The organism is Acinetobacter sp. YH12049 (genome assembly GCF_013419875.1).
In the GTDB taxonomy this organism is placed as follows: Bacteria; Pseudomonadota; Gammaproteobacteria; order Pseudomonadales; family Moraxellaceae; genus Acinetobacter; species Acinetobacter amyesii.
The window spans coordinates 18,516-45,000 of the sequence record NZ_VOZH01000019.1 but is presented as its reverse complement, the minus strand read 5'-3'; the positions used below and the strand labels follow the sequence as shown (position 1 = coordinate 45,000).

Here is a 26,485-nt window from a genome sequence, read left to right as displayed (position 1 = left end):
TATTTAAATATCCCTCCATAATGCGCGCACAGTTTAAGGCTATGTAGCTCAGTTGGTTAGAGCACCGCACTCATAATGCGGGGGTCACAAGTTCAAGTCTCGTCATAGCCACCATATTCAAAAAAAGACCACTCCGATTGAGTGGTCTTTTTTTATGTCTAAATCTTCCAAATTTAAAAAATTAACGGTAAACAAAACGACGCATGCCTGCACGTAAGGCAAATGCGCCATGCATATATACGCCACCCAGCCAATACGGCACATTGTAAATATCTTCATGGCGATATTTCACTAAAGCAAACTCAGCTAATAGTCCTTCAAAGAACATACCGCCAATGGCAAGCATGATGGCTAATATCAGTAGCCATGTACGCTCATAGCTAAATAGCCAGCGAATAAAAAAGCTCAGGTAAAAAATCCAACAAAGTGCTTCTGGATGAAAATTGCCAAATCCGCTGAGTATATAGACGATGGTAAATAGTATTAGGCTCTCGACGAGTGGCGCAGTGCCGTCATGATGGCAACTGAGCTGAGTCATCACATTGTGTTTAAGTCGTTGCGTAAGTTGAATATAGCTATATGCCATGAAAGCAAAGGCAATAAAAAAGCCGGGGAATACCCACCAAGCCTGATGGAAAAATAATGGGTTGGGATAATTAAGCGTTTGGGTATAGACATGAATCGCATCGCAAAATGTCGCGACAATTGCTGCCAGCAGGGCAAGTATAAATATGCCTGAGAATTGAGTGGTTCTCGTCATCATTCATCCTGAAAAGTGGGGTCTTTTTATTTTATGAGTTCTTTATAGTCTGAATTTGAGGAAAAGGCTATGACAAGTTACGAGATGCTTATGGGTTAAATGTTAATTTATAGCGCTACTGCTATACTCAATACATAGTTAACTTGATGAATATAAATAGAAATGATGGATAATCAATTAAACTGGGCTAAAGATAATTTTGAGAATATTGAAACTGCATGGGAAGGCGATCTTTGGGATCGCCGTCGCTTAGGAGAGCAACTTACAAATTACGTCGATCGCTTAAATTGCGGAGCTGTTCTTGCTTTGGATGCACGATGGGGTGAGGGAAAAACGTGGTTTGTTCGTCACTGGGCGAAGCATTTAGATGATACTCAGCATAACGTGATCTATTTGGATGCATTTGCTAATGATTATTTGGAAGATCCATTTTTAACGATTGCAGCTGAAATAAGTCAAACTTTTAAAGAGTCAGAAGAAATTGATGATGATGAAATTAAAGATTTTAATGCTAAGACTGCTTCAGTATTAATATCGTTGGCGGCTGTCATACCAATGATTGCGGCTAAAGCGGGCATGCATTGGATTGGCTTGGGTGGAGCTGGAGAAGCATTTAAAGAGGTATATGAAGAAGGAAAAGCGTTGTATGACACAGCAAGTGAGGAAATAGCTGCAAAAGTTAAGGAGAAAATCGAAAAGAAAATTGAGAATCATCAGGTTGAGAAACAAACAATTCATGACTTTAAGAAAGAACTTGCTGTATTAGCTGGAAAATTAGATAAACCTTTAGTTTTTATTATTGATGAATTGGATCGATGTCGTCCTGATTTTGCAATTCGTCTAATTGAAAGAATTAAGCACTTTTTTGATATTCCAAAAATTGTTTTTGTTTTGGTAATGAATAAGCCTCAATTATTACAATCAGTCAAATCATACTATGGCTATGATTCAGAGATGAATGGAGATTATCTTGAAAAATTTGTGGATTTTACGTTTAAATTTCCAAATTTAGATAATTCTGTATCACATGAAAAAATAATAAAAGATCAGCTGTTTAGAGTTGGGGAAATTTCAACGAAGGAAGGTGATTCCGAGTTGTATTTTTGGATTATTAATTTTCAAATGACTAAAAAATATAATTCTAGGGAGTTGATAAAAAAAATTAACCAATACGCACTTTTAAGGACTGATAATCCGAAGTTAAATTTAATTTTATGTGGATTTATTTTTGATGGGTTATTTGAAGTGACTTATCCATATCTTACAAAGCAAATTCATAATTTATATAATTATTTTGAAGGTACTGATGATATGTATATGACAAAAAGCTATTTTATTAATCAAAAGATTGTAGAACACACAAATATCAAAAATTCTATAATCTGTGAAATATATGATGCAATTCAATATTTAGAAAATAATTATAAAACTCAAGGTCAACAAGGACAAAAAGAGAGTGCTATGAGTCGGATTTTAAATCAATATTGTGTTGGTACAAAAATAAATAGAAAGAATTTCAAGGATATTTGGAAGCAATACATTAAAACAGGGTTATTTGAAGTACAGGAATAATTTTTCAATATCATCTGTCTGCAACTGCTCCCGCATCTTTAAAAACTGCTTTTCATCTAAGTCATAGAGCTTGAGGGAAAGTAGTTTTTTGATATCTTCTTCTGGAAAGCGATATTGAATAATTTGAGCAGGCACGCCGCCGACAACAGCATAAGGTGGTACATCTTTAGTTACCACAGCACCTGTAGCCACCACAGCACCTTCACCAAGCGTCACACCTTGCATAATCATGGCACGTGAGCCGATCCAGCAACCATCACCAATGATTGTGTCACCCGCAGGGACAAAACTCCGTGTATCAAACGGAAAGGCCGAAATCCAGTCTGTGCGGTGGAGTTGGTTACCGCCCATCATAATCACGCATTCTGCGCCAAAACAGACAAAATTACCGATATGTAGCTGGTCTATCGGCTTCTCTGGTGTTGCAGGTTTATCATGCAGATAACGCACCACACAACGCTCAAAACCCTGATCCCAATATGCAGAATAATATGAATAATTACCTTTGATATGAATATTTGGGTTCTTCACTGTTTTAGAGATGAACTCAAACTCACACCAATGATTGACAGGTGAATTAATCAATTTTTCAGACATAAGGTTTAATAGCAATAATGATTCGCGTGACTATTTTAGCTGACTCGCTATAAATGTCGACTATAGATAAAGACTTAAGCTCGTTTTAAATGCAGCAAATGCGTTGCTTGAGTATGTCGTAATCCATCCTTACGATTTGCAAAATAACGCTGTGTAATTTCATTTGCAGATAAATCTTCTAAGACTACATAACCCAGCTTTGTCACGGCACGGTGTAACTCATTACTGTGAAATGTCCCAATAATGGGTTCACTTAAAAAATAGGTAAATTTGGAAACAGCAAATGATCCGACACGCTCTATACCAGTTAAATCTTGATAGGGAATGGAATAATCTAAAACCAATTCGCTACCTGAGGCTGCAAATTCGGCAATAGTTTGCAAGGTGCTCATAGTTGTTTCTGGTTTTAAATAATGCGTCGTTCCAAGCCAAGAAAAGAAAGCAGTTTGCTTTGTATCATAAGAACTCCGTTTTAAGGCATGCGCTAGATTTTCTTTCTCAAAATCAATCGAAACAAACTCAACGTGGTCTGGAACATGGCCGAGTTTCTGTAAACTTTGTATTTTTAATGCCTGAGTATCTGGGTGATCAACTTCAAAGATTTTAATATCTGAGTACTTCTGCGCTAAACGGAGGACAAAAGAATCTAGGCCGGCACCAATCAGCACATATTGTTTAATTCCTTGTTGTACTGCCATTTCTAATTGATCTTCGGCATAGCGTGAACGTGCGACCACTTGTGCGGTGAGTAATCCAAACGTTTGATTGGGTATTTTGCTATTTAACGCTTTGATACATGCACGACTTGAAAGCAGTCGACGCCAAATTGGACTGGTGAAATGAAAGGCATATGGGTCGGAAAAAACAGGTTCGTTCGCATATAGATAATGATTTGCGCGAATGGCAGCAGCAGCTTGTGCCGTTCGGCTTGCATGTCCAAATTTCATCGTGTGTTATGACTCTTTTTGTTTTAAATAACACTTTAATGAAATAAGCCAGTTGAACAATGACGTATTCAGTCGACTATTGTTGCTGAACGTACATTTTGGTCACTCGATAGGATGCATTGGCTTAAGCGAAAAACCTAGAACAATAAAAAACCCCTCAAAAGAGGGGCTTAAAATTGCTTATCTTAGTGAATTAAAGATATTCAACTTTAGAAACTTCGTACTCAACTTCACCTTGTGGTGTGTTGATTTTTACATCGTCGCCTTCATTTTTACCCAAAAGACCACGAGCAATTGGAGAGTTCACAGAGATTTTGTTGATTTTAAAATCTGCTTCGTCATCACCAACGATTTTATAAGTCTTTTGTTCTTCGGTATCTAAGTTTTCAATGGTCACAGTCACACCGAAAACCACACGGCCATTTTGCTCAAGTGATTTAACATCAATCACTTGGCAAGCACCCAATTTACCTTCGATATCTTGGATACGGCCTTCACAGAAACCTTGTTGCTCACGAGCAGCGTGGTATTCAGCGTTTTCTTTCAAATCCCCATGTTCACGCGCTTCAGCAATTGCTGCAGTAATACGTGGACGATCAACACTTTTAAGTTGCTGTAATTCTTTCTCTAGGGCAATTTTGCCTTCGGGAGTCATAGGATAACGTTGCATTGTTGTCCCTCATGTTTGTAAAAAGAAAAAATCAGTAAAATTTTTACTGACCTAGAAATGAAAAAAAGCCCGCCACCGAGAGGTGGCGGGACTTCTCGGTAACTTAATTAACCTTTAGTAAGGTCTTGTAAGCGGTATACATCCATTGGCAATTTGATTGCTAAAGCTTGGCATACTGCATCAGCACCGTTAAGGGTAGTTGTGTAATACACTTTACCTTGTAATGCAGAGCGACGGATCGAGAATGAATCTTCTTGAGCCTGTTTGCCTTCAGTTGTATTGATAATGAGGTGAACTTCGCCATTTTTCAAGCGGTCTACGATATTAGGACGGCCTTCAGTCACTTTGTTCACACGTTCACATTCAATACCAGCATCTTTAATCACATCATAAGTACCGCCAGTAGCGATGACTTTGAAGCCAAGATCTGTCAACTGTTTCGCAATACCAACAGCACGAGGCTTGTCAGAATGACGAACAGATAAGAATGCATGTTTTACTTCGCCTTCCGTTGGTAGGCCTGGTAAACGGTCATTAGAGCCTAACACAGCTTTATAGAACGCTTCACCAAATGTTTTACCTACACCCATCACTTCGCCTGTAGATTTCATCTCAGGGCCAAGAATTGGGTCAACACCAGGGAATTTATTGAATGGGAACACCGCTTCTTTTACAGAGAAGTGTTCAGGAATAATCTCTGTAGTGAATCCTTGAGATTCTAGAGATTGACCTGCCATACAACGTGCAGCAACTTTTGCTAAAGATTCGCCGATACACTTAGATACGAATGGAACAGTACGTGATGCACGTGGGTTCACTTCTAAGATGTATACGTCAGTACCTTTAACCGCAAACTGTACGTTCATCAAACCGATTACGCCAAGCTCTTTTGCCATAGCGATGGTTTGACGGCGCATTTCGTCCTGAACTTCTTTAGATAAAGAGTAAGGAGGAATAGAACATGCTGAGTCACCTGAGTGAATACCCGCTTGTTCGATGTGCTGCATGATACCGCCGATCACAACGTCTTTACCGTCAGATACGCAGTCCACGTCAACTTCAATCGCATCGTCTAGGAAGTGGTCAAGAAGTACTGGCGCTTCGTTAGATGCTTGAACCGCATCACGTAAGTAGCGTTTCAATTCGTCGTCGTTGTACACGATTTCCATCGCACGGCCACCAAGGACATACGAAGGACGTACTACAAGTGGGTAGCCAACTTTTGCTGCTTCAGCCATACCTTCTTCAGCAGATTTTACAATGCTGTTGTTTGGTTGACGAAGTTGCAGACGTTGAATCATTTGTTGGAAACGTTCACGGTCTTCTGCACGGTCAATTGCGTCTGGTGATGTACCGATGATTGGTGCACCAGCTTCTTCTAAAGCGCGAGCCAATTTAAGCGGAGTTTGACCGCCGTACTGAACGATAATGCCTTTAGGTTTCTCGATACGCACGATTTCAAGTACATCTTCCAAAGTGATTGGTTCGAAGTACAAACGATCTGATGTGTCGTAATCCGTAGAAACAGTTTCAGGGTTACAGTTCACCATGATGGTTTCATAGCCGTCATCACGCATTGCAAGGGCAGCGTGTACACAGCAGTAATCGAATTCGATACCTTGACCAATACGGTTTGGTCCGCCACCGATGACCATGATTTTGTCACGGTTCGATGGGTTTGCTTCACACTCTTCATCGTAAGTTGAGTACATGTAAGCTGTGTCAGATTCAAACTCTGCAGCACATGTATCTACACGTTTGTAAACTGGAGTTACACCCAAGTTCCAACGGTGTTTACGGAATTGTTTTTGTGAAATGCCCATCAAGTCCGCAATGCGAAGGTCAGATAAACCTTTGCGTTTGAACGAACGGATGTTGTCAGCGTTCAAATCACCAAAACCTAAAGTTTTGATTTGGTTTTCAGTTTTGATGATGTCTTCGATTTGAATCAAGAACCAACGGTCAATTTTGGTTGCTTCAAATACTTCATCAAGGGTGAAACCGTGACGGAATGCATCGCCTACATACCAAATACGCTCTGGACCTGGCACTTTCAATTCAACAAGAATTTTCTCACGTGCGCCTTCAGTGCCCACAGCGATTTTTTCGTCAAAACCACATGCGCCCACTTCAAGACCACGAAGTGCTTTAGACACAGACTCTTGGAAGTTACGGCCAATGGCCATGACTTCACCTACAGATTTCATCTGAGTCGTCAAAGTTGCGTCAGCTTGCGGGAATTTCTCGAAGTTGAAACGAGGAATCTTGGTTACAACATAGTCGATCGCAGGTTCGAAAGATGCAGGGGTTGTACCGCCAGTGATGTCGTTTTTCAACTCATCAAGGGTATAACCTACAGCCAATTTCGCCGCGATTTTCGCAATTGGGAAACCTGTTGCTTTAGACGCAAGTGCAGATGAACGAGAAACACGTGGGTTCATCTCGATCACAACCATACGGCCGTCTTTCGGGTTGATACCGAACTGAACGTTAGAGCCGCCAGTTTCAACACCAATTTCACGAAGTACAGCTAAAGATGCATTACGTAAAAGTTGGAATTCTTTGTCAGTCAATGTTTGTGCAGGAGCAACAGTGATTGAGTCACCTGTGTGCACGCCCATTGGGTCAAAGTTTTCAATGGTACATACAATGATACAGTTGTCGTTTTTGTCACGAACAACTTCCATTTCGTACTCTTTCCAACCAATTAATGATTCATCGATCAATAATTGTTTAGTTGGAGAAAGATCGAAACCGCGTTCACAGATTTCAATGAATTCTTCACGGTTGTATGCGATACCGCCGCCTGAACCACCCATAGTGAATGATGGACGGATAATGACAGGGAAGCCGAAACGCGCTTGAATTTCAAGTGCGTGTTCCATGCTTTCTGCAACGTCAGCGCGAGGGCATTCCAAACCGATTTTGCGCATTGCGATATCGAAAAGTTTACGGTCTTCCGCTTTTTCGATCGCTTCTTTGGTCGCGCCAATCAATTCAACATTGTATTTTTCTAGAATACCGTTGGCATCGAGTGCAAGTGCACAGTTCAATGCTGTTTGACCACCCATTGTAGGAAGAACTGCGTCTGGGCGTTCTTTCTCAATGATTGCAGCTACAGTTTGCCAAGTGATTGGCTCGATGTAAGTGGCATCTGCCATAGCAGGGTCAGTCATAATGGTTGCTGGGTTAGAGTTCACCAAAATAACACGGTAGCCTTCTTCACGAAGTGCTTTACATGCTTGAGCACCTGAGTAGTCAAACTCACATGCTTGACCGATGACAATCGGACCAGCACCAATAATTAAGATGCTTTTAATGTCTGTACGTTTAGCCATGATGCTTCCTTAATTACTTCTTAGATGCTTCGATAAGTTCGATGAAATGATCGAACAATGGTGCGCAGTCATGTGGACCAGGGCTTGCTTCGGGGTGACCTTGGAAACTGAACGCAGGTTTATCTGTACGGTGAATCCCTTGTAGGGTTTGGTCGAACAGTGATTTGTGCGTAGCTTTCAAGTTTGCAGGTAATGTTTCTGCATCTACTGCGAAGCCATGGTTTTGCGAAGTAATCATCACAATACCAGTTTCCATGTTTTGAACAGGGTGGTTGGCACCGTGGTGGCCGTGAGGCATTTTCACAGTTTTTGCACCTGAAGCAAGTGCAAGAATTTGGTGACCCAAGCAAATACCAAATACTGGTACATTGCGAGCATCTTCTACAATTGTTTTTACAGCTTCAATTGCGTAGTCACATGCAGCTGGATCGCCGGGGCCGTTCGATAAGAACACGCCATCTGGATTCAATGCAAGTACGTCAGCAGCAGGAGTTTGCGCAGGCACGACAGTCAATTTACAACCGCGGTCTGCGAGCATACGTAAGATGTTGGTTTTGACACCGTAATCGTATGCAACAACATGGAATTTAGCTTCAGGCTGAGAGAAACCTTTACCTAATGTCCAAGAACCTTCAGTCCATTCAAAGCCTTCAGGGTCACAGCATTCTTTTGCAAGGTCTAAACCATTTAAACCACCAAAAGCGCGTGCTTTAGCTAAAGCTTCTTCTTCTGTAATGTTTTCGCCAGCAAGGATACAACCATTTTGTGCACCTTTTGCTCGCAGAATACGCGTTAATTTACGTGTATCGATGTCTGCAATAGCAACAACATTGTGTTGTTCAAGGTAATCACCAAGTGATTGCTCAGCACGGAAGTTGCTATGCAATAAAGGTAGGTCACGAATGATCAATCCGTTAGCCCATACTTTATGAATTCGACCTGACTCAGCGTCTTCATCATTACAACCTGTGTTACCGATATGTGGGTAAGTTAGTGTCACAAGTTGTTGTGCATAACTAGGGTCAGTCAAAATTTCTTGATAGCCAGTCATTGCTGTATTAAAAACGACTTCACCAGTCGTACTACCCGATGCGCCAATAGAAGTACCTTTAAAGATAGTTCCGTCGGCAAGGGCTAAAATTGCTGGGGTGCTCAAACCAAAGCTCCTGAAATTTAGGCTGTAAAAAAGCGAGAAGACGAAAAAAAAGGAAGGCTGCTTAAAAACCTACCCTCCTTACATCTGCTCGCTTGAACTTAACACGGCATTATACGCAGAAAGCCACTGAAAGTCCATCGTAAATATCAGGAATAAAGCAGATAAAGCGCTTGCATTTTAGAATAAAGTTTGGTTTTGCAAAATCTTAGAAAAATGTAAGCAATTAATTATTGTCAGACAAATCATAAATTAAAATTTATCAAAAAGCGCTAATGTGGGTCGGTCAGCAAAAACTATAGGTACAAAGTCATGGCAACACAACAAAAACAAACAGCGGCTAAAACCTCCCTGAAAGAAGTCGTTATCGAAGGTGCTGAAAAGCTTGAACAAGTTGCAAAAGAGGCAAGTGTTCAAGCCACAGAAGCGGTCACTGAAAGCAAAGGAAAGATCGGAGCAGAGGCAAAGCAGTTGAATGCCAGTGTGCAAGATCAATTGCGTCAGTTGAAGCAAGATGTATTGAATAAACTTGATCAGTTAAAAGTTCAGTTTGGTTCATCGCAAAAAGATTTTAGCGAACTCAAAGAATTTGTGAAAACTGAGTTTAATACGGTTATTGATGATCTTTCAAAACTTGGAAAAGAGCTGAAAGAAGATGTGACCCAAATTTCAGGAAAGCACAAAGATCATCTAACAGAAACATTTAAGCGTTCTAAGGAACATACTTTAGAAGCGTGGAAAAAAGTTTCACCAGTGAAAGCTGATGTTACGGATCAAACCACAGATCTTAAAAGTTAATTGTGAATGACATGAATTTTAATACGCTTAAGCTAAGTCTAGTCATTCCAGGGAGCTGGATTGGGTGAGAGCGAATTAAACTTAAAGTTAACGCTATATATGCATAAGGGAGCCATTAATGGCTCCCTTATTGTGAATAGTACATTTAAGTACAAAGCACTTATTTAAAAATAAGCAGGCAATAAAAAAGCAAAAGATCGTACTTTTGCTTTTTATCGAAGATCAAAACATTAAAAAGTTTAGAACTGATGTAGCCAATCACGTTTGTTGTGAAAGTCAGCATTTGGACTACTATGCTGCATGGCATAGTACTGTTCACCTTGAGGAGTTTTCAGTACAGCAGTTAGACCGATATATAGATCTTCCCATTTAAGTTTGTACTTCAGCATAAATTCTGTCAGATCAAGACTGACATTTAAGCCATAGTGCGTCCGTTTCAACTGATTCAGTTCAATATCGTAAGCAGCTTGTGGCGGCATATCTTCTGGATAGCGATATTCTTCAAACTGGTAAGCTTGCCATGCTTGGGAAGGGGAGAGGTTGACTTCGCGGTAGTAGTCTTCGCCTTGAACCCCAATGAAAATTTCATAGCAGGTGTCTTCCCACAAAAAATCGATTCGTGGGTGAGCTGATACCAATTCTGGCCATTGAATCAGTTGGTTTGGGTCTCGAATCCAATAACCCACATTTAAAGTATATGGGCTTTGTTGTTCGATAGCACCAACGACTGATACAGCCTGAAAGCGACGATCAAAAGCGCTGAGTTCGAAACTTGCCATAAATGATTAGTTAGACAGGTGTGCGTAGCGAACAAGGTTAGACAGTTTTGCATTTTGTTTTGCCGCTTTGCGGTAAATCAAAGCAATCTTACCAATCGTTTGAACAACTTCAGAACCTGAAACAGTCGCAATTTCAGTAATCATTGCAGCACGTGCTTCGCGGTCTTCTGCCACAACTTTCACTTTAATTAACTCATGGTCGTTTAACGCACGGTTTAATTCTTCAACAACGCTTTCTGATAAGCCTTTGTCCGCAACCATTACAACTGGGTTTAGAGTGTGACCAATTTGACGTAAGCGTTTACGTTCTTGAATAGATAAAGCCGCCATAAATATAACCTAATTTTAAAAACGACCTAGTATAGCAAAATCAAAGTTGAAGCGCTGTATTTAATCGGCATTTTCTCGATGAAGATTATTGAAAAAAACATGATTTAAGATGCTTTTTAGATACACATGTCTACTGCAAAAGTGCTGAATTTCACGTACAATCAAGACTGAGAAGTTTTTTTTATTTAGAGAGTTATGGCTACCCGCATTACTAACCAGAAATTATCCAAAAGTAGTCGTGACTGGATGCGTGAGCATCTTGATGACCCCTTTGTGAAAAAAGCACAAAAGGAAGGATATCGTGCGCGTGCCGCTTATAAATTGCTTGAAATTCAAGAAAAATACAAATTGATCAAGCCAGGCATGACCGTTGTCGACTTAGGTGCTGCACCAGGTAGTTGGTCGCAAATTGCCGGTAAACTTGTTGGCGACAAAGGTTTGGTGATTGCTTCTGATATTTTACCAATGGATGCTTTACCCGATGTGACCTTCTTGCAAGGTGACTTTCGTGAACAAGAAGTGTTCGATGAATTGTTAAAAATTTTAGATGGACGTACTGTAGACGTTGTAATTTCAGATATGGCCCCCAATACATCAGGTAATAAGGCTGTAGATCAACCGCGTCAGATCTATCTTTGTGAATTAGCAATCGACTTTGCTCAAAAGGTTCTTGGACCAAATGGACAATTTGTTGTTAAAGTGTTCCAAGGTGTTGGATTTGATGAATACCGTAAGCAAGTTGTAGACACATTTGATGTGCTGAAAACAGCAAAACCGGCGGCTTCACGTGCTCGATCTAAAGAAGTGTTTTTAATCGGGCAGGGACGTAAGAAAGCTTTCAAGTAAAGTTTACTTGCCAACTCGTTAAAAATTGTGCATTTTGTACGTTTTTAAATTATTGCGAAGCTACTCTGCAGCGTAAGTATTAGAGTCACCCATGTAAATGGGATTGAACGAATTAGATAGAAATGGGAATAAAGCTTTGAGCGATCTTTTTAAGAATGCCGTGTTGTGGCTGGTTATCCTAGGCGTGCTGGTTTTAATCTTCAGCAACGTCAATGACCGCAATCAACCGACCGCGATGAACTATTCTGAGTTTGTGGCAGCCGTAAATGCGGGTCAGATTAAACAAGTCACCATTGATGGCGAAAGAATTCGTGGCGAAAAATCAAACGGTTCAGAGTTTGAAAGTATCCGTCCTGCGGTTCAAGATCCTGAACTTATGCCGAACCTGATCAAGAACAATGTTGTTGTTGAAGGTACAGCGCCACAGCGTCAAAGTATTTTGATGCAACTTCTGATTGCAAGTTTCCCTGTTCTTTTAATCATTCTGTTATTCATGTTCTTTATGCGCAACATGGGTGGTGGAGCTGGTGGTAAGAATGGCCCAATGAGTTTTGGTAAGTCAAAAGCAAAAATGCTGTCTGAAGACCAAATCAAAGTGACATTTACTGATGTTGCGGGCTGTGATGAAGCTAAACAAGAAGTTGTTGAAATCGTTGACTTCCTAAAAGATCCATCTAAGTTCAAACGACTTGGTGCAAGCATTCCAAAAGGCGTGCTTATGGTTGGTCCTCCGGGTACGGGTAAAACTTTACTTGCTAAAGCGATTGCGGGTGAAGCGAAAGTACCGTTCTTTAGTATTTCGGGTTCTGACTTTGTTGAAATGTTCGTAGGTGTGGGTGCGTCCCGTGTCCGTGACATGTTTGAACAAGCAAAGCGTCATGCGCCATGTATCATTTTCATCGATGAGATCGATGCCGTTGGTCGTCACCGTGGTTCAGGCACAGGTGGTGGTAATGATGAGCGTGAGCAAACATTAAACCAAATGTTGGTTGAAATGGATGGCTTTGAAGGCAACGAAGGTATTATCGTTATTGCTGCAACAAACCGTGCTGACGTATTGGATAAAGCTTTACTTCGTCCGGGTCGTTTTGACCGTCAAGTGATGGTATCTCTACCGGATATTAAAGGTCGTGAGCAAATCCTCAATGTACATTTGAAAAAATTACCTTCTGTGACTGGTGTAGATGTTAAAGTCTTGGCACGTGGTACACCGGGCTTCTCAGGCGCTCAGTTGGCTAACCTTGTAAACGAAGCGGCACTGTTTGCTGCACGTCGTAACAAGAACACGGTCGATATGCATGACTTTGAAGATGCAAAAGACAAGCTTTACATGGGTCCTGAACGTAAATCGATGGTGATTCGTGAAGAAGAACGTCGTGCGACGGCTTATCATGAGGCAGGTCATGCAATTGTTGCTGAAATATTGCCGGGTACAGACCCTGTGCATAAAGTGACAATTATGCCGCGTGGTTGGGCACTGGGTGTGACTTGGCAGTTGCCTGAACATGACCAAACCAGCCATTACAAAGACAAAATGTTGAATGAACTTTCAATTTTGTTTGGTGGTCGTATTGCAGAAGAAGTCTTCATTAACCAAATGTCGACTGGTGCTTCAAATGACTTTGAACGTGCAACGAAAATGGCACGAGCAATGGTTACTAAATACGGTATGTCCGATAAAATGGGCGTCATGGTTTACGAAGATGATTCACAGCAGTCATTCATGGGTGGTTTAGGAAGTCGTGTGATTTCCGAAGCAACGCAGCTTGAAGTTGACCGTGAAGTTCGCCGTATTTTAGATGAGCAATATAAAGTTGCTCGCGATATTCTTGAAAATAACAAAGATATTGCACATGCCATGGTGAAAGCATTGCTTGAATGGGAAACCATTGATCGTGATCAAATCCGTGACATTATGGAAGGTCGTGAACCTCAACCACCAAAAGTGTACATCGCTGAGAATCCAGTGATTGATGTCACACCAACGGATGGTCCAGATGTTCCACCACCATTACCGTCATTGCCAAAAGCATAAAATTTTAAAACCACCTTCGGGTGGTTTTTTTATATGAAAATAAATGCATGTGAACGAAATGCTGAGCAAACTTAGCGTTAAAATAAGCGCAGCAAAATCTGGGATGTGTAATATGAAGTTGGTGTCTTTGCCTAATAAAATTTTAAACTGTGGTAATTTGCAATTAGATTTGTCAGAGCCACATGTGATGGGGATTTTAAATGTCACACCGGACTCTTTTAGTGATGGTGGCAAACACAATGGTAAAGACCAAGCTATAGCACATGCCTTACAAATGATAGTGGATGGCGCGACAGTGATTGATGTCGGTGGTGAGTCAACACGTCCAGGCGCATCTGTTGTTGAGGTTGAAGAAGAAATTCGAAGAGTCGTACCCGTCGTTGAAGCCTTATCTAAACACAATGTGGTGATTTCTATCGATACCTCGCAACCTGAGGTGATTGAGGCAGCGGTTCAAGCAGGTGCGCATATCTGGAATGATGTACGTGCATTAACTCGGCCGAATGCCTTAGAAACCGCTGCAAAACTGGATATTCCAGTGATCATTATGCATATGCGTGGCGAACCTACCACGATGAATAATCTAGATCAGTATCAAGATGTCGTGGCTGACGTCATCGATGAATTAAAGCAACGTGTGCAAGATGCATTAGATGCAGGTGTGCGTGCAGAAAACATTATGATTGATCCGGGTTTTGGTTTTGCTAAAAATGCGCAGCAAAACTTAAAGCTTTTACAGCAATTCTATCAATTGAATGACATGGGCTATCCGATCCTGTCGGCATTATCTCGTAAGCGTTTTATCGGTGAAGCACTTGGCGGTGCAGATGCACAAAATCGCGCTGTAGGCTCGATTGCAGCGCATCTACTCAGCATTCAACAAGGTGCATGTATGGTTCGAGCACATGACGTCAAAGCGACGGTAGATGCGATACGTGTTTGGCAAGCCATGCAGAATGCAGACTGATTTGAAAATAGTGAATCCCAATAAATTTGGTGAATTGTAGTATTTGTGTTATATAAGCGCCCTGAATGTTTTGTGATAGAGTTTCGTATGTTTGCAGATTTACTGCTACCCATGTTTGATGATGAATATTACCCAGATGTGTTGGTTGCAGAGGTGAAGTTATTGGTTGTTCAATTTGCGAAGAAAATTGCAAAAGCAGATCTAAGTTCAACTGATATCTACCATTTTGCCAATGAAACGGTTGCACAGCTCAATAAGATGAAACCTCAATTTGAAGATTTAGATTCGTCTTTGGATGATACGGCTGCAGATTATATTGCAGAAGCCATGATGATGGTGCTGCAAGATGAAGGCCATATGGATATTGAAATGGAAGAGTTGGTTGCTAACAGAGAATGGTAATTGAACTTTAAGAAAAGCCCTGTAGTGACAGGGCTTTTTTGTGTCTAGGGATTTAAACAATTCATTGGGCTTTGTCTATAAAATCTTTAAAGGATGATTTGATCGATGCTGATAGTTTCTGTTCTTCTTGCATGGCTTGTAAGTGTAGGGCGTAGAAATACGATTGATGTTCTTTTTGTTTTAAAGATTGTTGATAAGACCAAAATGCCAGTTGGCGAAGCTTTTGTAGTTTTACTCTTTCAATGGCGCTGCTTTCAGGTTTATAAAATAATTCAGTAAATACACATAAAAACAGACTGAAAAAAAAGTCCACAGAGACTGATGAGGTTTAATACATCTGTTTGTAGATACTTAAAGTTTATAGTAAGGAGAAGTGTGAATCCCCCAAGGAGATACAGCTGTATTTGCAGACGTTGAACTGCAAACTTACTGCTAAAACGTGCTTGATAATGTGCATACCAGACATAGCAATAGATTAAAGGAAGAATAATCAATACACCAAGATTGAACGCCATTTTTGGGGCGTGAATTGAAAGTGCCGTTGAAAGTATATGCCCAAGTGCTGCGCTGCCAAGTGAGATAAAAAGTATCAGGCAAAAGCTAAAGATTAAAATAGGTGCAGTGGGCGTTAGATTGATGATTTTAAAATGCGCAAACAGCAACCGTTGATAAAAAGCATCGGGATGCTTAAGTTGTAGTGCAGGGAGATCAAAATCTGAAGGTATTGGCATTGAATAATAATAAGTTTTTAAATTTTAGGCATAAAAAAACCAGCAAATTGCTGGATCTTTTATTGCACCAATCTTAGAAGTATAAGAATGGTGCCCGAGGCCAGACTCGAACTGGCACGCTTTGTGGGCGGGGGATTTTAAATCCCCTGTGTCTACCGATTTCACCACTCGGGCATGTGCGCAATAATAGAGGACGAAATGGAGCTTGGCAAGTGTATTTGATGGTGTTTGTTTTAAAATCAATCAATTCATGCATATAAGTTGAAAATATTCAAAACTAGTGATGTATTGAAGGACTTTTTGAGCTGTGATTGAAAGATTATTGCACTTCATTAACGCCGACTTATTTCATTAACTCATCAAGATAATGTTCAACATTTTGGTGCTTTAGCTTTTTACACAGCTGATTTTCCTGATGTAGCATTTGTATGTGCAAATTTTGGAACTGGGTAAAGCGCTCAGATAACCGCTTGTAGTTTGCTTGATTCGGATTACTGAGCGTTAAACGAAATTTGGCTTTAAGCATTTGTTTATACGACCAATAAGCAATACGACGTGTTTCATGCAGAAAATAGTATTCTTGGGTGTTACTTCCACCTTTGAATAGATTTTCTTTATAAAAACGCACAAAGCCGAAACTCATGGCAAAAAAGAACAATACAGATTGAACGAAGGTGCTTTGTAAAAAGGCGATATTGAGTAACTGTAATAAAATTACAATCGTAAGTCTGAACGGCGTATTCTTCAAACTTTGATACAGTGACATTGAACTGTGCTTGATTTGCTTGATGACTAAGGGCACAACCAGCATGAAAAACAGCATAATACTCAGTACAGCAACACCATGAGCGCGAAACTCACTCATATCTGGAAAATATAGTTGCACTGCATGACCAATACTCATGCTCAAAGAAATAAAAATCATCGCCGCCAAAACCCAAGGAATGAGTTCTTTGAGTTCGTCTAAAATGCCTTGAGTTTTCAGTTGGCTATAAAATAAATAATTATGTTTAAAGGCTGCTGGATATTGCTGTTTCAGTTGTTGAAGGTAAAGTGCAGCCTGTTTCTTTTGAGCCATATTGTGACGTTAGTATTAAAGCGTGAAAGTAATATAGTTGATTTCGATATTTTTGACATAATTTTTTTCTAAATCATGTTGTATATCTGAACATTATAAGAGAAAACGCAATTTCTATAGCGAAGGTCGCAGTTTTCACGCTGCTTTTATGCGAAAATACATACTTATTGAATATTAAGTTTTTATAGGCAGTTTATGACTGATCACTCTCCTGAAACATTAAGCGATATCGAAATTCTAGACATTCTTCAGTCGATGAAATCAGATGTTTTAAATACTGAAGCAAATGAAGTGATTCGTAGTGGGGGGAAAGCTGGTCGTCAAGAGGCTCATAAACAAGCTTTGGTGAAATTAAATCAAGCATTTGAAGATAAATTTGTTGAAGCTGTGACTTTGGCTTTAGGCTTAAATGAAGGCCAAAGTAAAAAAATCCGCTACAAAAAAGATCGTATCCGTATTTTGAAAGTTCGTGGTATCGATTATTTAGCGATTGATGGTGCTGAAACTGCACAAGTATTGTCACAAGTTGCACAAGCGATTGTACGTGAAGACGCAACGGTGACTCATGACCTGCATAACATTTTCCCATTTTGGAAAGAAGGCTGGCCAATGGTGCAATTCGACAATGTTTATAAAATTTTAGAAGATGACATTCGCATACATTATGAAGCAGTTCTAGAAGCATTAATTTCAAAGCATTAATCACTACAAATGAACCTGTGAGTGTAAAACACTGGCTAGTTCAGTATTGTTAAGCATAAAAAAGCACCTGATGGTGCTTTTTTTATCTTTAAATTTTTAAGTTAAGCTCGAATAAAACGGAAACATTCCAAAGATCAGACCTGCTGCTAACATGACAAAACAGGTGATTACAGCCTAGATAATGGTAAATTTCTGATGTTGTCCAAACTCGATACCTGCAAGTCCACAGAGTAAATAGGTCGAAGGAACAAGCGGAGAGAGTAGGTGTACAGGTTGCCCTACGATGGAGGCACGTGCCATTTCTACAGGTGCAATTCCATAATGAGCGGCAGCATCGGAAAGAATTGGTAAAACCCCAAAATAGAAAGCATCATTCGACATAAAGAAAGTCATCGGCATACTGATCACAGCAGTAATCGGTGCTAAATAGGGACCCATACTTTCAGGGATGATCGCCACAAGTTCTTTAGACATGGCTTCTACCATGCCTGTTCCAGCTAAAATACCGGTAAAAATACCTGCAGCAAAAAATAATACCGACCACATTTAAAGCACTACCTGCATGATGTGCGATTAATTTTTTCTGCAAGTCGACATTTTTGTAGTTGACGACTAGCGCAATACACAAAGCCACCATGAATAAAATAGGCATAGGTAAAATACTAAAAACCAGACAAATCATCAGAACGACGGTTAACAGTGCATTGAACCAACGTAGATCTGCGCGGTTGGCTTCTGGATTATCTGAAATTTGAATGTTTTCACCATGGCTGATATCCAATTGGACAATTCCCAGACGCTTTCTTTCCATTCGGCCATACATGGTTCCCAAAAAGTACAACCAGCCGATGGCAAATAGCATCGGTAAAACCATCGGAACAAAAACATCACTTGGGTCGACATGAAGTGCGCTGGCGGCGCGGGCTGTAGGCCCACCCCATGGCGTAAGGTTCATAATGCCGCTAGAGAGCATAATCAAACATGCCATAATCAATGGGCTCATACCTAAGCGCTTATAGAGTGGCAGCATGGCAGCAACACAGATCATATAGGTTGTGGAACCATCTCCATCCAAAGAGACAATTAACGTCAGGGTAATGGTTCCAAGAACGACTTTTAAGGGATCACCTTTGACCATTTTTAAAATAAATTTCACCGAAGGGTCGAACAAACCTGTATCAATCATGATGGCAAAATACAGAATCGCAAAAAGCAGCATGATGCCAGTCGGTGCAAGTTTTTTTACACCTTCAATCATCATGTCGCCAATTTCATTTATTTGTATGTGTGACAAGCTGTCAAAATAAAAACCAAGTAACCACGCAATCAAGGCAAAAAGTAGGGGAATTAAAGTCAGAGCAACAAGTGGGCTTAAGCGTTTCGACATGATCAAATACATAAAGCACAAGATCATGCCCAAACCGAGTACGGTTAACATGGTTCATTCCTTTGAAATATAAAGCTGTTTTTAAATCCAAGGGCAGAGCATAAAGAGAAATTTCATCAGTCAAAACAAAGGTGAAAAAATGTGAAATACATCACTATTTTGATGAAAAATAGTCATTAATAATGAAGGTATTAAGGAGGGGTAGTTTTTCGATTTATTTTAATTTTTATTCAAAAAAAGTGGTCTGTTTACATATATTCAACATCTGTAGAGAACTGTAAGTGCGTGTAGATCCAGTTTGATCACAATAAGTGCGCTTAAGCAAAAATAGACAGTAGCGTCCGAATCGGCCAACTAAAAAATCGGAACCAAAAAATTAAGGGATTATAAAAGAACAGACCAAAACGCATGGTTTCGTCATATTGTTGTCTGCCACGTTCATAAGGATAAGGCGTTAAAAACCAAGCAGTGACGATCAGTGCAACACCGAGCAATAGAAATAAAGGTTGTGGATGAGCTTTGAAAAAATAATAGATCAGATAAGCCCCAGTATAAAAACTAAAGCAAGTCAAAATCGCTTTAAGTGAAAAAGACATCTTCGTATTCCATCGTATTTATATTTTATTGTTTTAGAAAAAAGAAGAATCGAATTAATCCGATTCTTCTGGTGTATCAAGTTCAGTTTCAGTCTGTTGTAAGCGGGTCACTAATAATTGGTCAATTTTAAAGTGATCTACATCCACAACTTCAAATTTGTAGCCATGATAAGTAACAAAGTCAGCTGGACGTGGAATTTTACGCAGTTTAAACATCATAAAGCCCGCAAGGGTTTCATAGTTTTCTTCATCGGGCATTTCATCTAAAGCGAGGGCATGCTTTAAATCTTCAATTGGTGTACTGCCATCGATAAGCCAAGAATCTGCATCACGTTTAATAATTTGTTGTTCTGCTTCAATCGGTGTTACCCAGTCGCCCATCACGGTAATCATAATGTCGGAGAGGGTAATAACGCCGACAACCAACGCGTATTCGTTAATTACTACGGCAAATTTTTCTTTGGTTGAACGAAAGCGATCGAGTAATTCAGACAGTGTTAATGTATCTGGAATCGTGAGGACATTACGAATAGTATTTTCATTGAGCTGTAGAAGTGACTGATTGTTGAGGATACGAACCAAAATATCTTTGGCATCCACATAGCCAATCACGTCATCAATATTTTCACTACAGACCAAAAACTTCGAATATGGAAATTCAGCGAGTTTTTGACGAATACTGGCTTCTGATTCTTTTAGGGTAAAGTACACCACGTTTTCACGTGTAGTCATACTTGAAGGGACGTTACGTTCTTCCAGCTCAAATACGTTTTCAATAAAGTGGTGTTCTTGCTTTTGTAGTACACCAGCTTGAGCACCGGCATCCATCACGGCTGAAATATCATCAAAGGTAATATTGTCATCACGTGTTGTATTCACTTTGAATAAACGAAACAACAAATTGGCAATGGCATTAATCACCCATGCCATTGGCTTACACACCTTAATAAAGATTTGAATTGGGTCAACAACAGCAACGGCAATTTTTTCAGGTGCGATCATCGCCAAACGTTTTGGCATTAAATCAGCAAATAGAATGAATAAGGAGGTGACTAAAGTAAACGACAGGGTGAAACCAATGGTTTCAGTCCACGGGCCCTGATAAAAACGGGTCACTAAGGTAATGAAATAGGGGCGAAATGCACCTTCACCCAAAATACCACCGAGAATTGCCACGGCATTTAAGCCAATTTGTGATGCGGCGAAAAAGTCTGCTGAGTTGGCTTGTAAGTCAAGCACACGTTGTGCACGTGAATCTCCAGATTCAGCCAAAATTTTAAGTTTTACTTTTCGTGCACCCGCGAGGGCAATTTCTGTTAAGGAAAGAAAACCTGCACCGACGATCAGGAGAATAATAATGACAATATTTTGGAAAAGGCTCACGAATACACCTGTTTGTGATTCATTCTATTTTTCTGTATTTCTAACACAAAAATGGGCAAGGTAGTAGTCTTAACTACTACCTATATAGTGACAGTATACGTTTGAATTAATAAGGAATTAAAGAATTAATTACTGATACTGTGAAAACTGAGAGTTATTCATTAAGTATTCGCGATTTTCTTCTTCAATCATTTGACGTGCAACATACAAAATCAGTTGACGTAACCAGCGATGAGCAGGGTGATGATGAAGTAAAGGACACCACGCCATTTTTAATTCAAATTCAGGAATATAGAATGGAGGATCACGAAGTAATAGGTTTTGACTTTTAGCTTGAAGGCGAGCAATACGGCTTGGCAGAGTCGCAACTAAGTCAACATTCGATGCCAATAAGCCTGGCATTTGATAATGACGGGTGAAAACTGAAATTTTACGTTTTTGGCCAATACGTTCTAAGGCTTGATCAATCCAACCAAGACCCGCTTGTTTTTCAGGATTGACACCAAAACTAACACCCATACCTGTTTTAGACACCCAAATGTGTTGTGCATCTAGATAACTTTTCAGGTTTAAATTATTTGCAGCAGGGTGCTTGGCATTTAAAAGGCATGAAAAACTGTCACGCCAGACCAATACTTGGTGAAAACTTTGCGGAATTTCATTAAAGCGGTTAATCGCCAAGTCTACTTTACCTTGTTCCATATCTCGATAAGACACATCACTTGGTGTTAAAAAGTCCAGAACCACATTGGGTGCTTCGGAGCGCAAAGCTTTTACTAGGCGCGGTACCAGTGTTGCTTCAGCATAATCTGAAGTCATGATGCGGAAGACACGATTTGAAGTGTAAGGTCGGAACTCGGTACGGGGTTCCAAAATCATCGAAAGGTCAGAAAGTGCATCACGGATACGTGGCTGTAATTCAAGTGCACGTTCTGTAGGTGTCATACCTTCTGAAGAACGAATAAGAAGTGGATCATTAAATAAGTTGCGTAGACGACGTAAAATATTACTCATCGCAGGCTGAGTTACACCCAGTTGCTCGGCAGCACGAGTCACATTTTTTTCACGAAGTAGTACATCAAGATAAATTAATAGATTGAGATCGACCCGCTCCAGATTCATAAAATAAATACCGACAATAAAATCATGAAATTTATCTGATTATGCCATAACTACTAAGGCTTGTGTAAAAAATGGATGAAAAAATGACGTGTACTTTGTACTAAAAATCGGCAGTTTTAAGACAAATTTGCTGAAGTGCCAGCATATATTATCTTAAATACTTATTACCTGTTTAGACCGATATTTTTAAGTAAATGAAATAAAAATACGGAGCAATCTTGTTTATGCGAAGTGATATTCATAAAACAAAAAAATTAGATGAAATATCTCATTTGTATGATCATTTGAAGACGGAATAACCGAGTATTTAGCTCGGTAAATTTGGGCAAAAATGGCGTAAAAAATGCTGTTTTTTTTTAAAGTGAATGCTCAGTCGACTTAAGTCTAATGAAGAATAATTCATCAAAATGTTTGAAAAATAGACAAGAAAATTAGCAAAATATATTAATAAAAGTATTTAAATACAAATGCTTATGAATATTGGTTAATTATTATAATACGACTTTAATCTACATATTTTTTAAATAAATACCGAAAATTAATGCAGAATATTGGATTAATTTTTTTAGTCAATCTACTCTGTGTCTATCGCAACGAAGTGTTCTAAATCTGAACAATCATTCGAGGGTATGATTTTAGCCTTACGTTGCAGAAAAATCCTAATATTATTACAGGAACATATCATGTCTACATACTTAACAGCGATTGATGCAATCCGTGAATTAAAAGCAAAATTCGGAAGCACTTGGCGCGATATTAGCCCAGAAGATGCTGCACGTATGCAAATGCAAAACCGTTTCAAAACTGGTTTAGACATTGCGAAATATACAGCTGCTATTATGCGTCGTGATATGGCTGCTTATGATGCTGATTCTAGCAAATACACTCAATCATTAGGTTGCTGGCACGGTTTCATCGCACAACAAAAAATGATTGCGAACAAAAAATACTTCGGTACAACTGAACGTCGCTATATCTACCTTTCAGGTTGGATGGTTGCAGCTCTTCGTTCAGAATTCGGTCCACTTCCTGACCAATCTATGCACGAAAAAACTTCAGTACCTGCATTGATCGAAGAAATCTACACTTTCCTACGTCAAGCTGACGCGAAAGAACTAAACGACTTGTTCCGTGCGCTTAAAAAAGCAAACGAAGCTGGTGATACTGCTAAAGCTGCTGAAATCACTGCTCAAATCGACGGTTTCCAAACTCACGTTGTGCCAATTATTGCTGACATCGACGCTGGTTTCGGTAACGAAGAAGCGACTTACTTACTAGCTAAGAAAATGATCGAAGCGGGTGCTTGTGCACTTCAAATCGAAAACCAAGTATCTGACGCTAAACAATGTGGTCACCAAGCTGGTAAAGTTACAGTTCCACACGAAGACTTCATCGCGAAAATCCACGCTCTTCGCTATGCATTCTTAGAAATGGGTCTTGATGACGGTATCATCGTTGCTCGTACTGACTCTGAAGGCGCTGACTTGACTCAAAAAATCCCAGTGGTTAAAGAGCCAGGCGACATCGCTTCTCAATACATCAGCTACTTAGACACAACTGAAATTGACATTTCAGAAGCTCAAGAAGACGAAATCCTAATCAAGCGTAACGGTAAACTTCACCGTCCAAAACGTCTTGCTTCTGGCTTGTACCAGTTCCGTCCAGACACGCAAATTGACCGCGTTGTACTTGACTGTGTATCTAGCCTTCAAAATGGTGCTGACCTTCTTTGGATCGAAACTGCGACTCCAAACGTTGAAGAAATCGCTCACATGGTTAACCGTGTTAAAGAAACAGTTCCAAATGCGAAACTTGTTTATAACAACTCGCCTTCATTCAACTGGACTTTAAACTTCCGTCAACAAGCTTACGACCGTTGGGTTGCTGAAGGTAAAGACGTTTCTGCTTACGACCGTGCTAAACTAATGAGCGCTGAATACGATAACTCTGAATTAGCTGCTGAAGCTGACGAAAAAGTTCGTACGTTCCAAGCTGATGCTTCTCGTGAAGCGGGCGTGTTCCATCACTTGATCACACTTCCGACTTACCATACAGCTGCTCTTTCTACTCACGAGCTTGCTCAAGGTTACTTCGGCGACCAAGGTATGCTTGCTTATGTAGCTGGCGTTCAACGTAAAGAAATCCGCGGTACGATTTCTTGTGTTAAACACCAAGCAATGGCTGGTTCTGACATCGGTGACGACCACAAAGAAATCTTCGCTGGTGACAACGCGCTTAAAGCGGGTGACGATGCGAAAAACACAATGAACCAATTCGCTGCTCACTAAGCATTGAACTGATTCGAAAAAAAGCCCAGCGAAAGCTGGGTTTTTTTATGGCTTTAAAATCTTCTTAAATCCATTTATTAAAGTGTGTCGATATAAAAAAGCAGGGCATAACCCTGCAAATAGAGTGAGACAGCCTTTATTTAAGGCAAAAGGATAATAAACCAAGTAAAAAAGATAATTGCTAAAGCAACGAATTGAGCGGCACTCCCCATATCTTTTGCAATTTTAGAAAGTGGATGCTTGTCTAAAGATACGCGGTCGACAACGGCTTCAATGGCAGAATTGAATAACTCAACTATCAAGGCAAATAAGCACACCACTACCATAAGGGCATGTTCAGCACGACTCACATCGAGAAAATAACTGGTAGGAATAAGCACAATATTCATCCAGACAATTTGTCGAAATGCAGCTTCATTTTGATAAGCAGCTTTGAATCCGTCGAGGGAATATTGCGTTGCATTTAAAATTCGTTTAAATCCAGATTTGCCTTTAAACGGGGAAATTTCACTCATAGCACTGTACAGACGTATAGATTTAAAAACTGGCGAAAATATAACATGCCAAGCTTAAAGTTTTCTTGCATTCAGTTTTTATTTTATTGGGCCAAAAAATTTAAGGGGATTTACATAAGCCTGTATCAAGTTAGTGCTATGTTTATTCATTATTAGACTTAAAATCTGCCTGAATTTCAGGCACAATACAGGCGTTTAAATTTTTTAATTTTGAAGCCTTTGCTTCATTGCATGAAATAATAAAAGTGATATAGGTCAACAATGAAATACTTTAGTTTTGCTGTGCTTGCAGCAACACTTTTAACCAGCCAGGTTGTCAGTGCAGAGCCGGCAGTTATTCAAACGGAAATCAAATCTAATGTGACTCAGCCCATGGGATTTTATCCTTTCCAAGTGGGTGCGTATAAAGTCATTGCTTTAAAAGATGGGACACTCGAATTAAGTCCTGATTTATTTAAACAAAATTTAACACCAGAAGAAGTTCGCGCTTTATTCCAAAAGCTTGCTGTTGATCAGAGCAAAGGTATACAAACCAGTGTCAATGCCTACCTGATTGATGATGGACAAGGCGGTATCAGTCTTGTTGATAGTGGTGCAGCCAGTTGTTTTGGACCGAACTTAGGTTCTATTGCACAAAATATTGAGGCGGCCGGCTATAAGCTTAATCGTGTACGCAGTGTTTTCTTAACTCATTTACATCCTGATCATGCATGTGGCATTGCGAAACAAGGTAAGGCTGTGTTTCCAAATGCAACGGTCTACGTCAATGAACAAGAAAGTCAGTATTGGTTAAGTGAAAGCACCGTCAACACTTTAGCTACCGAAAAACGTGAAGGTTATTTAGCGACCGTTGTGAAAATTAAAGCTGCGATTGCGCCATATCAAACCATGCGGAGTTTTAAGACCTTTAGCGTTGGTTCGGTGATTAATGGTTTAGAGGTTTTACCGAGTGTTGGACATACACCGGGGCATTATTCTTTTATCTTAAAATCACAAGCTAAAAGTTTTGCTATCCTCGGCGATGTGGTTCATTCGTATCATTTACAGTTTGAACAACCAAAGTTATCTGTCGATTTTGATGTCGATCCGGTCAAAGCCAGTGAAACTCGTTTAGCAATTTTTAAACGTTTTGCTCAAGAGCAAACCTTCGTTGCATTTGCACATTTACCATTTCCGGGTATTGGTAAAATTAGTGAAATGAATGATGGTCAGTTCCGTTGGAACCCGCTAAATTTAGCTCCGACAGCTCCGACAGCTCCGACAGCTCCGACAGCTCCGACAGCTCCGACAGCTCCGACAGCTCCGACAGCTCCGACAGCTCCGACAGCTCCGACAGCTCCGACAGCTCCGACAGCTCCGACAGCTCCGACGGCTCCGACAGCTCCGACAGCTCCAGCACCTCAGCCAGTGGCAACGCAGTCAGCCGCAGAATATTTGGCAAACCCGCTTTAAGGTTTCCATTGAACAATAAAAAAGACGCCTCGGCGTC

22 protein-coding genes, 2 tRNA genes and 3 pseudogenes are annotated in these 26,485 nt (G+C 40.1%); 12 read left to right on the top strand and 15 right to left on the bottom strand.

Translation table 11 applies throughout. The annotated features are described in order from the left end of the window. Positions 1-37: 37 nt before the first annotated feature. Positions 38-114 (top strand) — tRNA-Met (locus FTU05_RS10045). Between the two features lie 67 nt (positions 115-181). On the opposite strand, the gene FTU05_RS10040 is transcribed toward FTU05_RS10045, so the two are convergent. Then, the gene (locus tag FTU05_RS10040) at positions 182-760 is read right to left on the bottom strand and encodes a hypothetical protein (RefSeq protein WP_180039564.1); all 579 of its coding nucleotides are present in this window, start codon (positions 758-760) and stop codon (positions 182-184) included. 162 nt (positions 761-922) lie between these two features. On the opposite strand from FTU05_RS10040, the gene FTU05_RS10035 reads away from it, so the two are divergent. Beyond that, complete coding sequence (locus FTU05_RS10035; RefSeq protein WP_180039566.1) at positions 923-2,332, top strand: P-loop NTPase fold protein; 1,410 nt, start codon at positions 923-925, stop codon at positions 2,330-2,332. Here the strand turns inward: FTU05_RS10035 and FTU05_RS10030 are convergent. From FTU05_RS10030 to carA, 5 genes are all read right to left on the bottom strand, one after another. Next, positions 2,312-2,929 carry a CatB-related O-acetyltransferase gene (locus FTU05_RS10030; RefSeq protein WP_180165183.1) on the bottom strand — a complete coding sequence of 206 codons (618 nt, stop codon included), beginning with the start codon at positions 2,927-2,929 and terminating at the stop codon, positions 2,312-2,314. The genes FTU05_RS10035 and FTU05_RS10030 overlap by 21 nt on opposite strands. Positions 2,930-3,003: 74 nt before the next feature. Beyond that, positions 3,004-3,876: a class I SAM-dependent methyltransferase gene (locus FTU05_RS10025; RefSeq protein WP_180165182.1), complete on the bottom strand. Its 873-nt coding sequence runs from the start codon at positions 3,874-3,876 to the stop codon at positions 3,004-3,006. A gap of 193 nt (positions 3,877-4,069) precedes the next feature. Next, a complete protein-coding gene (gene greA, locus FTU05_RS10020; RefSeq protein ID WP_078191345.1) occupies positions 4,070-4,546 on the bottom strand; it encodes a transcription elongation factor GreA in 477 nt (158 codons plus the stop codon). Between the two features lie 107 nt (positions 4,547-4,653). Continuing rightward, positions 4,654-7,884, bottom strand: coding sequence for a carbamoyl-phosphate synthase large subunit (gene carB, locus FTU05_RS10015; protein ID WP_168378094.1), 3,231 nt, complete (start codon positions 7,882-7,884; stop codon positions 4,654-4,656). A 13-nt stretch (positions 7,885-7,897) separates the two neighbouring features. Continuing rightward, entirely contained in the window at positions 7,898-9,040 is a 1,143-nt protein-coding gene (gene carA, locus FTU05_RS10010) for a glutamine-hydrolyzing carbamoyl-phosphate synthase small subunit (protein ID WP_168378093.1), read from the bottom strand. 309 nt (positions 9,041-9,349) lie between these two features. On the opposite strand from carA, the gene FTU05_RS10005 reads away from it, so the two are divergent. After that, positions 9,350-9,835, top strand: a complete 486-nt coding sequence (locus tag FTU05_RS10005) for a hypothetical protein (protein ID WP_180039572.1) — start codon at positions 9,350-9,352, stop codon at positions 9,833-9,835. Between the two features lie 239 nt (positions 9,836-10,074). Here FTU05_RS10005 and FTU05_RS10000 read toward each other — a convergent pair whose 3' ends face one another. Both FTU05_RS10000 and FTU05_RS09995 read right to left on the bottom strand, forming a co-directional pair. Continuing rightward, entirely contained in the window at positions 10,075-10,614 is a 540-nt protein-coding gene (locus FTU05_RS10000) for a DOMON-like domain-containing protein (protein ID WP_180039574.1), read from the bottom strand. Positions 10,615-10,620: 6 nt separating this feature from the next. Beyond that, positions 10,621-10,944, bottom strand: coding sequence for a YhbY family RNA-binding protein (locus FTU05_RS09995; protein WP_078191340.1), 324 nt, complete (start codon positions 10,942-10,944; stop codon positions 10,621-10,623). Positions 10,945-11,139: 195 nt separating this feature from the next. Between FTU05_RS09995 and rlmE the strand changes: the two genes are divergently transcribed. The 5 genes from rlmE to FTU05_RS09970 all read left to right on the top strand — a co-directional run bounded on the left by rlmE (position 11,140) and on the right by FTU05_RS09970 (position 15,473). Beyond that, a complete protein-coding gene (gene rlmE, locus FTU05_RS09990) occupies positions 11,140-11,790 on the top strand; it encodes a 23S rRNA (uridine(2552)-2'-O)-methyltransferase RlmE (protein WP_078192159.1) in 651 nt (216 codons plus the stop codon). Positions 11,791-11,926: 136 nt separating this feature from the next. Further along, on the top strand, positions 11,927-13,825 hold the full coding sequence (gene ftsH / locus FTU05_RS09985; RefSeq protein WP_218948055.1) for an ATP-dependent zinc metalloprotease FtsH: 1,899 nt from the start codon (positions 11,927-11,929) through the stop codon (positions 13,823-13,825). 112 nt (positions 13,826-13,937) lie between these two features. Continuing rightward, positions 13,938-14,792 carry a dihydropteroate synthase gene (gene folP / locus FTU05_RS09980; RefSeq protein ID WP_218950594.1) on the top strand — a complete coding sequence of 285 codons (855 nt, stop codon included), beginning with the start codon at positions 13,938-13,940 and terminating at the stop codon, positions 14,790-14,792. Positions 14,793-14,879: 87 nt separating this feature from the next. Continuing rightward, the gene (locus FTU05_RS09975) at positions 14,880-15,194 is read left to right on the top strand and encodes a DUF5713 family protein (RefSeq protein WP_078191338.1); all 315 of its coding nucleotides are present in this window, start codon (positions 14,880-14,882) and stop codon (positions 15,192-15,194) included. 105 nt (positions 15,195-15,299) lie between these two features. Next, positions 15,300-15,473: a hypothetical protein gene (locus FTU05_RS09970; protein ID WP_180039577.1), complete on the top strand. Its 174-nt coding sequence runs from the start codon at positions 15,300-15,302 to the stop codon at positions 15,471-15,473. A 540-nt stretch (positions 15,474-16,013) separates the two neighbouring features. Here FTU05_RS09970 and FTU05_RS09965 read toward each other — a convergent pair. Together FTU05_RS09965 and FTU05_RS09960 are read right to left on the bottom strand one after the other, a co-directional pair. Continuing rightward, positions 16,014-16,099 (bottom strand) — tRNA-Leu (locus FTU05_RS09965). A gap of 169 nt (positions 16,100-16,268) precedes the next feature. After that, on the bottom strand, positions 16,269-17,003 hold the full coding sequence (locus FTU05_RS09960) for a hypothetical protein (protein ID WP_180039579.1): 735 nt from the start codon (positions 17,001-17,003) through the stop codon (positions 16,269-16,271). A 195-nt stretch (positions 17,004-17,198) separates the two neighbouring features. On the opposite strand from FTU05_RS09960, the gene FTU05_RS09955 reads away from it, so the two are divergent. Next, positions 17,199-17,705, top strand: coding sequence for a hypothetical protein (locus FTU05_RS09955; protein WP_078191335.1), 507 nt, complete (start codon positions 17,199-17,201; stop codon positions 17,703-17,705). Positions 17,706-17,801: 96 nt separating this feature from the next. Here FTU05_RS09955 and FTU05_RS09950 read toward each other — a convergent pair. From FTU05_RS09950 to FTU05_RS09935, 4 genes and pseudogenes are all read right to left on the bottom strand, one after another. Further along, positions 17,802-19,143 (bottom strand): annotated as a pseudogene (locus FTU05_RS09950) (CitMHS family transporter). Between the two features lie 266 nt (positions 19,144-19,409). Beyond that, positions 19,410-19,688, bottom strand: a complete 279-nt coding sequence (locus tag FTU05_RS09945) for a hypothetical protein (RefSeq protein ID WP_078191333.1) — start codon at positions 19,686-19,688, stop codon at positions 19,410-19,412. A gap of 54 nt (positions 19,689-19,742) precedes the next feature. After that, complete coding sequence (locus tag FTU05_RS09940) at positions 19,743-21,071, bottom strand: hemolysin family protein (protein WP_180076756.1); 1,329 nt, start codon at positions 21,069-21,071, stop codon at positions 19,743-19,745. A gap of 129 nt (positions 21,072-21,200) precedes the next feature. After that, positions 21,201-22,193 carry a LysR family transcriptional regulator gene (locus tag FTU05_RS09935; RefSeq protein ID WP_180165181.1) on the bottom strand — a complete coding sequence of 331 codons (993 nt, stop codon included), beginning with the start codon at positions 22,191-22,193 and terminating at the stop codon, positions 21,201-21,203. Positions 22,194-22,876: 683 nt separating this feature from the next. On the opposite strand from FTU05_RS09935, the gene FTU05_RS09930 reads away from it, so the two are divergent. Beyond that, entirely contained in the window at positions 22,877-24,481 is a 1,605-nt protein-coding gene (locus FTU05_RS09930) for an isocitrate lyase (protein ID WP_168378085.1), read from the top strand. A gap of 140 nt (positions 24,482-24,621) precedes the next feature. Here the strand turns inward: FTU05_RS09930 and FTU05_RS09925 are convergent, their stop codons facing one another. Continuing rightward, on the bottom strand, positions 24,622-24,996 hold the full coding sequence (locus FTU05_RS09925) for a diacylglycerol kinase (RefSeq protein WP_168378310.1): 375 nt from the start codon (positions 24,994-24,996) through the stop codon (positions 24,622-24,624). Between the two features lie 261 nt (positions 24,997-25,257). Here FTU05_RS09925 and FTU05_RS09920 point away from each other — a divergent pair. Together FTU05_RS09920 and FTU05_RS17925 are read left to right on the top strand one after the other, a co-directional pair. Further along, positions 25,258-26,148 (top strand): annotated as a pseudogene (locus tag FTU05_RS09920) (MBL fold metallo-hydrolase); the annotation flags it as partial. A gap of 90 nt (positions 26,149-26,238) precedes the next feature. After that, positions 26,239-26,448, top strand: a pseudogene (locus FTU05_RS17925) (hypothetical protein); the annotation flags it as partial. Between the last annotated feature and the right edge of the window lie 37 nt (positions 26,449-26,485).